The organism is Thioclava sp. UBA3469, assembly GCF_002378135.1.
In the GTDB taxonomy this organism is placed as follows: domain Bacteria; phylum Pseudomonadota; class Alphaproteobacteria; order Rhodobacterales; family Rhodobacteraceae; genus Thioclava; species Thioclava sediminum.
On the sequence record NZ_DFRG01000006.1, the window covers coordinates 1 to 12,613 of the forward strand.

8 protein-coding genes are annotated in these 12,613 nt (G+C 65.9%); 3 read left to right on the forward strand and 5 right to left on the reverse strand.

Annotated features, from left to right (window positions below; genetic code table 11):
* On the forward strand, nucleotides 1-1,543 hold a 1,543-nt coding region (locus B3D39_RS00345; protein WP_286789265.1), incomplete at its 5' end, for a phosphatidylglycerol lysyltransferase domain-containing protein.
* Nucleotide 1,544: 1 nt separating this feature from the next.
* On the forward strand, nucleotides 1,545-3,581 hold the full coding sequence (locus B3D39_RS00350; protein ID WP_274962146.1) for a bifunctional DedA family/phosphatase PAP2 family protein: 2,037 nt from the start codon (nucleotides 1,545-1,547) through the stop codon (nucleotides 3,579-3,581).
* Nucleotides 3,582-3,590: 9 nt separating this feature from the next.
* Here B3D39_RS00350 and B3D39_RS00355 read toward each other — a convergent pair whose 3' ends face one another.
* Complete coding sequence (locus B3D39_RS00355) at nucleotides 3,591-3,947, reverse strand: YigZ family protein (protein WP_078550384.1); 357 nt, start codon at nucleotides 3,945-3,947, stop codon at nucleotides 3,591-3,593.
* A gap of 75 nt (nucleotides 3,948-4,022) precedes the next feature.
* On the reverse strand, nucleotides 4,023-4,916 hold the full coding sequence (locus tag B3D39_RS00360; protein ID WP_274962158.1) for an NAD(P)-dependent oxidoreductase: 894 nt from the start codon (nucleotides 4,914-4,916) through the stop codon (nucleotides 4,023-4,025).
* A gap of 129 nt (nucleotides 4,917-5,045) precedes the next feature.
* Here B3D39_RS00360 and B3D39_RS00365 point away from each other — a divergent pair, with 129 nt between their 5' ends.
* Nucleotides 5,046-7,529 (forward strand): penicillin acylase family protein, encoded by a 2,484-nt coding sequence (locus B3D39_RS00365; RefSeq protein ID WP_274962147.1) that lies wholly within the window; start codon nucleotides 5,046-5,048, stop codon nucleotides 7,527-7,529.
* A gap of 46 nt (nucleotides 7,530-7,575) precedes the next feature.
* On the opposite strand, the gene B3D39_RS00370 is transcribed toward B3D39_RS00365, so the two are convergent.
* Genes B3D39_RS00370 through B3D39_RS00380 form a run of 3 tightly spaced genes read right to left on the reverse strand, consistent with a single transcriptional unit; the run spans nucleotide 7,576 to nucleotide 12,580 of the window.
* On the reverse strand, nucleotides 7,576-8,868 hold the full coding sequence (locus B3D39_RS00370) for an HlyD family type I secretion periplasmic adaptor subunit (RefSeq protein WP_274962148.1): 1,293 nt from the start codon (nucleotides 8,866-8,868) through the stop codon (nucleotides 7,576-7,578).
* 37 nt (nucleotides 8,869-8,905) lie between these two features.
* Entirely contained in the window at nucleotides 8,906-10,804 is a 1,899-nt protein-coding gene (locus tag B3D39_RS00375) for a cadherin-like domain-containing protein (protein WP_286789266.1), read from the reverse strand.
* A 3-nt stretch (nucleotides 10,805-10,807) separates the two neighbouring features.
* Nucleotides 10,808-12,580 carry a type I secretion system permease/ATPase gene (locus tag B3D39_RS00380; protein ID WP_078572321.1) on the reverse strand — a complete coding sequence of 591 codons (1,773 nt, stop codon included), beginning with the start codon at nucleotides 12,578-12,580 and terminating at the stop codon, nucleotides 10,808-10,810.
* Nucleotides 12,581-12,613 lie beyond the last annotated feature (33 nt).

Below are 12,613 nucleotides of genomic sequence, written 5' to 3' on the forward strand. Positions count from 1 at the left end.
CTTCTGGATGGTGATCGTCGCGCTGATGCCGGTACTGGGTCGTCAGGGAGGAGAGCCGGGGCTGATCACCGCGATGCTGGCAGAGGGCGGCACGCAGCTCTGTGCGCTGGCCGGTGTCCTGCTGATCGTGCTGTCGCATGGTTTGGTGCGCCGGGTGCGGCTGGCCTATTGGCTGGCGCTCGGTGGTCTGATGCTGGGTGTGGTCTCGGTATTGGCGGCCAATCTCGACATCGACAACGCGGTCGTCCTGACGCTCGCCGCGGTGGTGTTGCTGCCGTTTCGCGGGGCCTTTCACCGTCGGGTCGCGCTGACCGAGGGCGGCTACGGGCCGCTGTGGTTCGCTGTGATTCTGGGGATGGTGGCCTCTGCGGCGGTGTTTTTCTTCCTCGCCTATGCGGCGCATCCCTATTCCAACGCGCTCTGGCTCGATTTTACCGCGAGTTCACCCACACCACGGGCGCTCAGGGCCGGACTTCTGATCAGCGCGCTGCTCCTTGGCTTCCTTCTGTGGCTGACGCTGCGCCCGATGCGCCGCTTCACCTTTTCCGTCGATCCGGAACAGGACGTCGCGGTCGCTGAAATCCTCACCGCCCAAGACGTGCCGCAGGGCTGGTTCGCGCTGACGGGCGACAAATGCGTGATGTTCTCGCCCGACCGCTCGGCCTTCCTGATGTATGCGCAGCGCGGCGGGATGCGGGTCGTGCTCGGCGATCCCGTCGGCCCGTCCGAGACCGCGCGGCAATTGGCGTGGGAGTTTCACGAACGCGCGGTGAGCGAAGGCCTCACCCCCGTCTTCTACGAGGTCTCGACGAAGAACCTGCCGCTCTGGATCGAGATGGGCTACGCGCTGCACAAGATCGGCGAGGAGGCCGTGGTCGACCTTCAGAAATTCTCGCTCACGGGATCGAAATTCAAGACGATGCGGGCCGAGCAGAACCGTGCCCTGCGCGACGGTTTCACGCTTGAGATCGCTTCCCCGCCACATGCGCCTGAGCTGATCGCGACGCTGCGTGACGTGTCCGATGCGTGGCTGGCAGGCCAGAAAGGCCGCGAGAAAGGCTTCTCCATCGGCCGTTTCGATCCGCGCTACCTCAACCATTGCGAGATTGCGCTGATCCGGCGCGACGGCGAAATTCTCGGCTTCGCGAACCTTCTGGGCGGGTCCGGCGCGCGGCATTTCGCGATCGACCTGATGCGGTATCGCCCGGAGACTGCCGACGGCGTCATGCAATTCCTGTTTATCGGCCTGATTGAGGCGTTGCGCGATCGCGGCGCGACGGAGCTCAGCCTAGGCCTCGCGCCGCTGGCAGGCCTGCCCGACCGTGCCTCTGCGCGGCTGACCAGCCGCCTTGGCAATCTGATCTATCGTCATGGCGGAAGTTTCTATAACTTCGAGGGGTTAAGGCGTTTCAAACAGAAATTCCGGCCCGAATGGCGGCCCCATTATGTCGCGCTTCCGCCCGGCACCTCCCCCTATCTCGCGCTCACCGAAATCACGCTGCTGATCTCGGGCGGCGCGCGCAATCTGCTGACGAAGGACTGAAATGCTCGACGCCATCCACCAAGTGCTCCCGAATCTCGCCGCCCTGGGGATCTTCGGCTACTGGGTGATCGGGGCGGCAGCGGGGCTGGAAGCCTTCCTGCCGACCGGGATTTTCCTGCCCGGCACCCTGCTTGTCGATGCCGGCGGGGTGATGGTGCAGCAGGGGATGCTCGACCCGCTCGACCTTCTGTGGTTCGTGGCCATCGGCTCGGTCCTCGGCGGCGAGGCCACGTTCTGGCTTGGTCGCCACGCGCGGCGCGGCATGCTCGGCCGCTGGAATGTCGAAGGCATGGCCGCCTATCGCCGCGCGGAGAAGCTATTTGCGCGCCATGGCGGCTTTGCGATCGTCATGGGGCGGTTTCTCGGCCCCGTGGCGGGCTTCGTGCCCTTCGCTGCCGCCCTCGCCGGGATGGAGACGCGACGCTTCCGGATCTGGAACCTGCTGAGCGGCTTTCCTTACGCGATTTTTCATGTCGGCTTCGGCTATGCGCTTGGCGCGGGGTTCACCAAGCTCGGCCCGATGATGACGCGCAATACATTGTTCCTGTTGGGTCTCGTGGTGATCGCCGCGCTGATTTTCTGGATCCTGAGGCGTCTCGACCGGGCGGTGCCCTATCTCCTCGCGATGGCGGGCGGGTTGATGGACGAGGTGGCCCGCCACCCCCGCGTCGACAGCTGGGGCGGGCGCCATCCGAAAACGGCGGCATGGATCGCGCGCAGGCTTGACCGCAGCAAGTTCTCCGGCCTCCCGCTGAGCCTTCTGGCACTCGCCTTCCTCTACCTCGCCTCGGTGCTGGTCGGGCTGTCGCTCGACTTCCTGCAAAGCGACCCAATCGTGCAGATCGACGCGCGTCTGGCGGCGCTGATGCGGCTGTTCTGGACGCCGGGCCTCATCCAGATATTCACCTGGATCACCGCGCTCGGCGATACCCAGCTCGTGGCCGCGCTGCTCGTGCTGGCGCTCGTCTGGCTCGCGTGGCTGCGTCGGTTCGATCTGGCTGCGGGGCTCGTGGTCTCGCTCGGGCTGGACCTGATCTCGGTGATCATCCTGAAGGCAAGCTTTGGGCGGCCGCGCTCGATCCTTGGCTATTTCCACGAGACCTCGGGCAGTTTCCCCTCCGGTCACGCGACGCTCTCGGTCGCCTTTTACGGGATGCTCGTCTTCCTCCTCTGGCGGCTGACGCGGCTCGGGGCGCTGAGCGCGAGCTTTCTGGCGGCCTTGGTCGCCGGTCTGATCGGGTTGAGCCGCCTCTATCTCGTCGAGCATTACCTGAGTGACGTTCTCGGTGGCTGGCTTCTCGGCGCGATGTGCCTGCTGGTCGGCATCGCGGTGGCCGAGTGGCTCTATCCGCGATGGGCTGGGGCGCCGCGCGCTCGGCCGCGCTGGCAGATGGGCGTGATCGGCGTCGTGACACTGGCGCTGCTGGGCTTCACGATGGTTCGCGTGCGCGATTATTCCAAGGCGCTGAACCCGCCCCCCGTGGCGCAGCCGTTGATCGTGATCTCCGAAGGGGCCGAGCCGCAGGCGCTGCGAGACGCGCCGCTGATGGCGCAGACTCTCGACGCAGATCAACAGTTCCCGCTCTCGATCGGGCTCTGGGCGACGAACCCCGATCAGATCACGACGGCGCTGAGCGCGATCGGCTGGCAACGCGCCGATGCGGTGACCCTCAAGACGCTCGCGGGCGCGGCCTTCGGGGCTGTGCGCGATACGATGCGCCCCGGCGCCGCGCTTGCGCCGCTGTTCTGGAAGAACGAGCCGAGCGGGCTTGGCTTCACCCGCCTGCCGGACGGTAACGCGACCGACAAGCTGCCGCGGCTTCGGCTGTGGCAGACGCGCTATACCGATGCGTCGGGCGCGCGGCTCTGGATGGGCGCGATCACCCGCGATGACGGGCTGGTGCCGAGCGACGGATCGACGGCGGGGCCGCTGGCATCCGAGCTTGCGAAGGCGTTGAGCCAGAGCGGCGGGGCCAAGCCGGTGGGCCAGATCTCCGGTACGACCGCGTCGGATATCCCGGTTCTGGCGCTGCGATAGCGGCGCGCTTCAGCCCGCCCGAAGGTCTTCGAGATAAATGCGAACCGCTTCCTGCACATGGCGGAAGCGGTCGCCGCCCAGATGCTTGCCGCCGAACCAGCGGGTGACGACGATGATGTGGTCGTAGAGCTCTTCGCGCTCGAGCATCCGCAGGATCACCATGCCCGCTCCCGCCTCGCCATCGTCGTTCTTCACCGGAGCCTCCGCCGTCAGAAGCGCCCAGGTGTTATGCGTGGCCTTTGCGTATTTCTTCTTCCGGCACAGCTCCTTGACGAAGGCCTTGGCCTCCTCCTCGGAGGCGCAAGGGCCGCCCGAGACCGCGTATTTCGAGCCGCGGTCGCTGATGATGTTCTCGAGGATGCGCATGGCGCTGGTTTAGGGGCCAAGCGCCGAAGCGGCAAGGGCGGGCAGCGGACCTCAGTGGTCCGCCGCCCTGCCCGCTCAGCCGAGTTTGCGCAGACGCGCGATCAGCGAGGATGTGTCCCAGCGATTGCCGCCCATCGCCTGCACGTCCTTGTAGAACTGATCGACCAGCGCCGTGACGGGCAGCGAGGCCCCGATCTCGTCGCCGGTTTTCAGGCAAATCCCCAGATCCTTGCGCATCCAGTCCACCGCGAAGCCGAAGTCGAACTCGTCCTTCGCCATGGTCTCGTAGCGGTTGGCCATCTGCCACGAGCCGGCGGCACCTTGCGAGATCACCTCGACCACGGCGGCGATATCCAGGTCGGCCTTCTCGGCGAAGTTCAGGCTCTCGGCGAGGCCCTGCACCAGACCCGCAATCGCGATCTGGTTGCACATCTTGGTCACCTGCCCCGCGCCGCTTTCGCCCAGTCGGCGGCAGATCTTGGCATAGGCGTCGATCACCGGCTCGGCCTTGTCATAGGCCCCCGCGTCGCCGCCGCACATGACCGACAGCTGACCGTTCTCGGCGCCGGCCTGCCCGCCCGAGATCGGGGCGTCGATGAAGGCCACGCCGTGGCCCGCCGCTTCGCCCGCCAATTCGCGGGTCACAGCGGCCGAAACCGTCGTGTGATCGACGAAGACCGCGCCGGTTTTCATGCCCTTGAACGCGCCGTCCTTACCGAGGCAGACCTCGCGCAGATCGTCGTCATTGCCGACACAGGACATCACGAAATCCGCGCCTTTCGCGGCTTCGCGCGGGGTCGCTTCGGCCGACCCGCCATGTTCGGAGACCCATTTCTCGGCCTTGGCGGCCGTGCGGTTATAGACCGTGACCTCATGGCCCGCCGATGCGAGATGCCCCGCCATCGGATAGCCCATCACCCCAAGCCCCAGAAATGCAACTTTCGCCATCGACCTCTCCCTTGCGTGAATATGAAACCGCGCCCCGTGTAGCGCGAGCGCGTTGATTGTAGCGTCGGGCTCAACTACTAACGCGCCAACCGGGCGCGTCAACTCATGCGCCGGGAGGCGGGATTTCGGGTGAGGCGCGCAGAGGGCTCGATGTATAAGGCATTTCGATGGGGCGTTCGGCTGATCATGGCCGCGATCGTGGGTGTGGTGGTCGTCGGGGGGCTGATCTATTTCTTCGCCTCACGCTCGCTTCCCGATTACGACGCGACCTATAAGGTCACCGGGCTTACCGCCCCGGTGGAGATCGTACGCTCGACCGAGGACGTGCCGCATATCTTCGGCAAGGACGACCCGGATGCGTTCTTCGCACTGGGGCTCGCCCATGCACAGGACCGGCTGTGGCAGATGACGCTGATGCGCCGCAGGGTGCAGGGGCGGCTGTCGGAAGTGTTCGGTCAGGAGACGCTGAAAACCGACGAGCTGATGCGCCGGATGGGCCTGTATCAGGCGGCGGTCGACTCGGTGTCCTCGCAGGACGATTACACCAAGGCCGCGCTTGAGGCCTATGCGCGTGGCGTCAACCAGTGGATCGAGATCGTCAACGAGGGCGCAATGGGGCGCGGCGCGCCGGAATTCTTCCTCTTCGACAGCAAGATCTCCTATTGGACGCCCGCGGATTCGCTTGCGATCATGAAGCTGATGGCGGTGCAGCTGTCGAACCAGCTGCAAGACGAGGTGCTGCGTGCCCGTGTGTCGCTCGTCGGCAAAGACCTCGTGCGCGACATCATGCCCGATGATCCGCAACAGGCGACCGCTGCCCTGCCCGATTACGCGAGCCTGTTCCCGACCATGCAAAAGGGCATTCAGACGGCGGAGAACGGGGCGCCGGGGGCGTTCTCTCCCTTCCCCGCACGTGGCTCTGCCGGTGCGTCAAACGCATGGGCTGCGGGGCCTGACCGCTCGGCCGCGGGGGGCGCGCTTCTGGCCAACGATCCGCATCTGGGTCTGACGGCGCCCTCGATCTGGTATCTGGCGCGGCTGCAACTGCAATCGGGCGGCGTGATCGGCGGCACGATCCCGGGGATGCCGCTGGTGCTCTCGGGCCGCAACAAGGATCTGGGCTGGGGGCTGACCACGGCCTATGTCGACGATCAGGACCTGCATATCGAAGAGATCGACCCCGACGATCCGACGAAATACCGCACGCCCGACGGCTGGAAGCGTTTCAAGACCAAGCGCGTGATCGTCGAGGTGAAGGACGCCAAGCCGGTCACGCTGACCCTACGCTGGACCGATAACGGCCCGGTGCTGCCCGGCAGCCATTTCGATCTGGCGACCGTAACGCCGCCGCATTCTGTGATGTCGCTTAGCTGGACCGCCTTCGATCCGAAGGACACGACGATGACCGGCGCGATGGACCTGATGCGGGCGCATTCGATCCCGCAGGCAATGGATGCGGCGAAGAAGATCGTGGCACCCGCGCAGAATATCACACTGGCCGACAAGGACGGGGTGGCTTTGGTCACTGCCGGGAAAATCCCGCTGCGCGACCGGGCGAATGACACGCAGGGCCGGATGCCGAACGCGGGCTGGAAGCCCGAGAACCGCTGGAAAGGGTTCCTGCCCTTCAAGGACAATCCGCAATTCGTCGAGCCGAAAAGCGGCATCGTCGTGAACACCAATAACAAGACGGTGGACCGACCCTTCCCCTATAACGTCTCGTTCCACTGGGGCGACACGCAGCGTATTCAGCGGCTGTCGAAACTGATGGGCGAGCGTGAGGTGCATTCGCGCGACAGCTTCATCTCGGCGCAGCTCGACACCGTGTCGCCCGCCGCGCGCGGTCTGCTGCCGCTGGTGGGCGCGAACCTGTGGTATACCGGCGATCCCGCCCCCGCCGGCACGCCCGAGCGGATGCGCCAGCGCGCGCTGGAGATGTTGGCGAGCTGGGATGGCGAGATGTCAGAGCACCTTCCCGAGCCGCTGATCTACGCCGCCTGGATGCGCGAATTGCAAAACCGGCTGATCCGCGACGAACTGGGCCCGCTGGCGAAGAAATTCGACCATCTGGAGCCTCTCTTCATCGAGCGCGTCTTCCGCGACACCCAAGGCGCGAGCCATTGGTGCGACATCATCCAATCGGCCCCGAAAGAAACCTGCAGCGATATCGCGCGGCAATCGCTCGACGCGGCGCTGTTGGATCTGTCGAAGAAATATGGGCCGAATATAGAAAGCTGGCGCTGGGGCGATGCGCATATCGCCGAGCAGGACAATCAGGTGCTGGGCAAGGTGCCGGGGCTGAAATGGTTCGTGAATATCCGCCAGTCGACCTCGGGCGGCGACTTCACCCTGATGCGCGGGCGCACCAAGGGCGGCGACGGATCCGACCGCTTCGCCAACGTCCATGCGGCGGGCTATCGCGAAGTGCTCGATTTCGCGGATCCCGACAGTTCGGTCTTCATCATCTCGACCGGGCAATCGGGCCATCCGCTGAGCCGCCACTACGACGACCTGTCGGAACTGTGGCGCTCGGGCGAGTATATTCCGATGTCGCTCGATCCCGCACTGGCGCGTGCGGCGGCGGCGGGGATCACCCATCTGGTGCCGAAAGGCGCGGCGAAACCGGGCAATTGAACTGATTTGAAACGCGGGGCGGACACGTGCCCGCCCCGTCTGACCTTCAGTCCTCGCGCATCGTACGCTGCACCTGATCGGCCACCGGCTTGAGCAGATAGGAGATCGCGGTGCGCTCTCCGGTCTGGAAGAACACCTCAACCGGCATCCCCGGGCGCAGGCCCCGCCCGTCGGGCAGCACCGGCGCTTCGGTCAGCGCGACGGCACAGAGATAATAGCTCCCGCCGTTTTCGTCCTTCGTGGCCGAAGCCGCGACCACGCGCACCTCTCCCGCCACTTCCGGCGTCGTGCGTTGGTTGAAGGCAGTGAAGCGCAGCCGCACCGATTGGCCCGGCATGACCTGATCGATATCGGTGGTGCGCAGACGCGCCTCCACGATCAGCTCGCCATCGGGCACGATCGCCATCACCCGCTCGCCAGGTGCGATCACACCGTTCACCGTGTGCACGCCCAGCTCGTTCACCACGCCCGCGATCGGCGCGCGGATCTCGGTGCGCGAAAGCCGATCGCGGGCGGCCACGGCGCGCTCATGCAGTTCGGCCAGTTGGGCGTCGATGTCGCGCAGTTCCTTTTGCGCGGCGGTCCGGGCCTGATGGTCGAGCTCGAGGATGCGCAGGTTCGACTCGCTGATCTGGCCCTTCACGCGCGCGATATTGGCCTCGATCTCGCCCGAGACCCCGTCGAGCCGCGCCATGTCGCGCTCGACCTCGGTGATCGCGCCTTTCTCGGTCAGGCCCTTCTTCAGCAGCTTTTGCAGCCTCTCGTGATCCTCGCCGCGCAGACGGCGTTCGATCTCGTTCGACTGGCGCTGCGCGTCGAGCGCGCGGATCTCCTCGTCGAACTGGTCGACCTGAGACAGAAGCTGGTCGCGACGCAAATCCTGCATCGCGCGGTCATGCGCCAGAAGCTGACGTTCGCCATCGGCAATCGCGGTCGTCTCCTCGGCGGTCTCAAATCCGTCCGGGAACACGATCTCGGCCGCGCTGTCGCGCACCGCGATCAACCGCGCGCGGCGGCCGGTGAATTCGCGGATCTGGGTCTCGACGATCCCCAGTTCCGAGCGCAGCTGCGTATCGTCCAGCAGCACCACCACGTCGCCCGCCTGCACCAGATCGCCGTTCTCCACGCGGATATCGCGGATCACGCCGCCATCCGGGTGCTGCACGACCTTCAGTTGCGATTTCACCGCAACCTGCCCCTGCGCGATCACCGCGCCGGAGAGTTTCGCCTGCGCCGCCCATCCGCCGAAGACGAGGATCAGCGCGCCCAGAAACGCCGTCGCGAACAGGATGCGCGCACGGATCGAGAACAGGGCCGGATCGTTGTGAGTCTTGGTCATTTTCGGTTCCCCCCACCAAAAAATCGCGCGCAGCCCGTCAGGCGGGCACGTCGCAATCAAACAGGAAATTGGTTTCTTCGAGCGTGTGATGGCCGTCGAGTTCGATCTCGAAATCGTAATCCTCGATGCTGCCATCCTCGTGCTGCGCGCTCAGCTTCGCTTTCACGACGGTGAATTCATGCGCGTCGTCTCCGTCTTCGATCTCGTAGGCCACGAAGACGCCGCCGCGCGCCTCGGGAACCTCGCCGGTCGCTCCTGCAAAGAACAGGCGCATTTCGCCATAGCCTTCCCCCATAGGGTCGATCTGCGAGAGGTCGATCCGGTCGCCGGGTTCGAAATCGGTAATGCGGTCATGGCCTTGGCCCGCGTTCTGGATAGATGCGAGCGAGGTGAAGACGAAGACGTCCTCTCCCGCGCCACCAGAGAAGAGGTTGCAGGCATCGCCTGCAACCAGCTGATCGGCGCCTGCGCCGGAGGTGACGTTCTCGATGCTGACGAGAGATGCCTCGCCCGCAGCGCTCGTCATCGTCCCGGTAGACAGGTCGACGGTGACCGACTCCGCGATGCGGTTGAGATCGAGCGTGTCGGAGCCTTCTCCGCCATCGTAGCTGTCGCCCGAAGCCTGCGAGATCTCCGCGACGACGATGCGGTCCTCGCCCGCGCCACCGGAGACGAGGTCTTCGCCTGCGCCGCCATCTAGCAGATCGCAGCCTTCGCCGCCCATCAGCGTATCGTTGCCCGCGCCGCCATCGAGACTGTCCGCGCCCATGCCGCCGTCGAGATAGTCGTTGCCGTCTTCGCCATGCAGCGCATCCGCGCCCGCCTCGCCGAAGACGATATCGTCGCCCGCACCTGCAAAGACCGTGTCATTGCCCGCGCCGCCATAGATGACATCCGCGCCCGCGCCGCCGATCAGCACGTCGCAGCCATCGCCGCCGTCGAGCATGTCGTCGCCTTCGCGGCCATAGAGGATATCGTCGCCCCCCTCGCCCCGGATCGCGTCGCGGTCGGGCATGCCGAGCAGCAGATTGTCTTCGGCGGTGCCGATCACGTCGTGATAGTCGGGCGGCAGGATCAGCGCCGTCGCGGTCTGGCCGATTGCCAGCTCGCCATCGCTGAGGTCGTAGGTGATGACCAACTCGCCCTCGAACCCCTGATCGGGTTTGATGAGCCATTCGCCCTCGCCATGGGCGATCACCTCGCCCCCTTGGGCCTGCATCGACAGGATCGAGAGCGGGTCGCCGTCGGGATCGCTTGCCCCGCTTAGCAGCACCGCCGCGACGATGAAAAAGCTCTCGTCGCGTCGACCGGGTGAGAGGCGCACCGGGCCATTCGTCTCCGGCGCGCGGTTGCGCGGGGCTTCGGGCGTCGGCCCGGGCGGACGCGGCTCATCAGGCGCGCGGTCCCCGCTCTCGCGCGCCTTGCGCGCCGCGGCACGGGTCGAGGAGAAGACCGGAACTTTTGGAAAATCGAATTCCTTCACCTCGATCGACTCGGGGAAGAACAGCGTATCGTCCTGCGCATCCACCGTCGCCTTGTGCTTGGCGTGCCAGCGTTGCGGAGAGAGCGCGAAAGGGGCCGGATTTGCGCCCGGGAACAGGATCACGTTCTCGGGCAACGGGTCGGGCTGCTCCTCCTCCTGCGCCAGTGCCGCGCTCGACCCCATTTCGGGGATGTGATGCGCGTTCGGCGTCTGCGGGCCGGCGGGGGCGTCGGGATCTGCCGGGGGGTGGGCCGGGCCGTCCTGAACACCTTCCGCCTGCGCCGCATCCGTGCCGAAGAGCTTGCGCGCGAGCGCCGCCCAGGCAAGAGCTACCAGCCCCACCGCCACGCGGCCGGGCCAGACCGAGCGCCGCTCCGGCGCACGGTATTTCTGTATCGGCGCAAGGGCCGCTTCGTCATCCGGGATACCGAGCTTGAGCTTGTCCTGTTCCATGGCTCAGCCCACCGCCTGTTCGATGCTGTCCCCGAGCTCCGCCGCCGGAGCGGTGCGTTTGCCCTTGGGCAGCGGTTTGAGCCCGACGGATCGATTGACGATCTCGTCTTTCGGGCCGAAGGCCACCAGCTTGCCACCCTGGACGAAGCCCACGAGATTGACGGATTCCAGCGCCTTGGGGCGATGCGCGATCACCACGACGATGCCGCCGCGCGCCCGGACCGAAGCGATAGCCGCGCTGAGCGCCGCTTCGCCATCGGCGTCGAGGTTCGAGTTCGGCTCGTCGAGCACCACGAGGAACGGCGCGCCATAGAGCGCGCGCGCCAGACCGACGCGCTGACGCTGGCCTGCCGAAAGCGACGTGCCGAAGGGGCCAAGCTGCGTTTGGTAGCCGTCGGGCAGATGGATGATCGTCTGATGCGCGCCTGCAGCCTTCGCCGCCGCCACGACATCCGCATCCGTCGCATCGGGGGCAAAGCGCGCGATATTCTCGGCGACCGTGCCCTCCATCAGCGAAACCTCCTGCGGCAAGTAGCCGATATGATCGCCCAGAAGGTCCACCCGCCATTGATCGAGCGCGGCCCCGTCGAAACGGACATGGCCCCGCAGCAGTGGCCAGATGCCGACGATCCCCTTGGCGAGCGTGGTCTTGCCCGAGCCCGACGGCCCGATCAGACCGAGCGCATCGCCCGATTTCAGATCGAAGCTGACATCGCCCAGCAGCACCGCACCGGAGCCCGGCGCGACGACCGTCATTCCCTCGACGGTGAAGCTCTCAGTCGGCGCGGGCAAGGCGACCATCGTGTCATCATCCTCGAGGGTCGCGAGCGTGTCGCGCAGCCGCGCATGGCTGCGACGCGCCGCCACGAACCCCTTCCAGTTGCCGATCGCCATTTCCACCGGGGCGAGCGCACGCGACGCGGCCACCGAACAGGCGATGATTGCACCGGGCGACAGCTCGCCCACGATGGTCAGGTAAGCGCCAAGGCCCAGCAATGCCGATTGCAGCATCATCCGGGTGACCTTCGACAGCCCGCTGAGCGTGCCGGTGATGTCGCTGGTGCGCGCATGTAGGCGCAGATGCTCGGCATTGGCGGTGTCGAACCGCTCGACCGCGCGGCGCCCGAAGCCCATCGCGTGCAGCACGTCGGCATTGCGGGTGTTGGTGTCGGCGATCATCGCGCGGGCGATGGAGGCTTTCTGTAGCTCGCGACCCGAACGGCGCGACATCATCTCGGTGATGACGGTCAGCGTGATCAGCACGCAGGCTCCACCGATGGTCATCAGCCCCAGCAGCGGGTGCAGCAGATAGACGAAGCCGAGAAACAGCGGCATCCACGGCAGATCCAGAAGCGCGATGGCCCCGGCCCCCGAGATGAAGCTGCGGATCGTATCGACGTCGCGGCCCCGCTCCAGCGCCTCGGAGGTGGAATAGCCGAAACGCGGCATCTCGATCGCGACGCGATGCGTGAGCGGCGCGAGGCGGTTGTCGATCCGCGCGCCGACGCGCACGAGGATCTGGTTGCGCAGCACATCGAACAGGCCCTGAAAGAGGTAGAGCGCGATGGCCAGAACTGACAGTGCCAGCAGCGTTGGCACAGAGCCGCTGGTCAGCGCCCGGTCGTAGATCTGCAGCATGTAGAACGAGCCTGTCAGCGCCAGAAGGCTGATCACGAAGGACAGGCCGAGAAGAAAGACGATCAGCCCGCGATAGCGGCCGAGACGCTCGGAAACGAGCTCTTCGCTGGCTTGGAAACGGCGACGTGCATTGCTCATTTGATCCTCCCACCAAGATCTTGAGACTTTGAA

Excerpts from the sequence above, each read along its gene's own strand:
- B3D39_RS00350 (WP_274962146.1), top strand. The coding sequence starts at position 1,545 with ATGCTCGACGCCATCCACCAAGTGCTCCCGAATCTCGCCGCCCTGGGG.
- B3D39_RS00355 (WP_078550384.1), bottom strand. The coding sequence starts at position 3,947 with ATGCGCATCCTCGAGAACATCATCAGCGACCGCGGCTCGAAATACGCG.
- B3D39_RS00365 (WP_274962147.1), top strand. The coding sequence starts at position 5,046 with ATGTATAAGGCATTTCGATGGGGCGTTCGGCTGATCATGGCCGCGATC.
- B3D39_RS00370 (WP_274962148.1), bottom strand. The coding sequence starts at position 8,868 with ATGACCAAGACTCACAACGATCCGGCCCTGTTCTCGATCCGTGCGCGC.
- B3D39_RS00375 (WP_286789266.1), bottom strand. The coding sequence starts at position 10,804 with ATGGAACAGGACAAGCTCAAGCTCGGTATCCCGGATGACGAAGCGGCC.
- B3D39_RS00380 (WP_078572321.1), bottom strand. The coding sequence starts at position 12,580 with ATGAGCAATGCACGTCGCCGTTTCCAAGCCAGCGAAGAGCTCGTTTCC.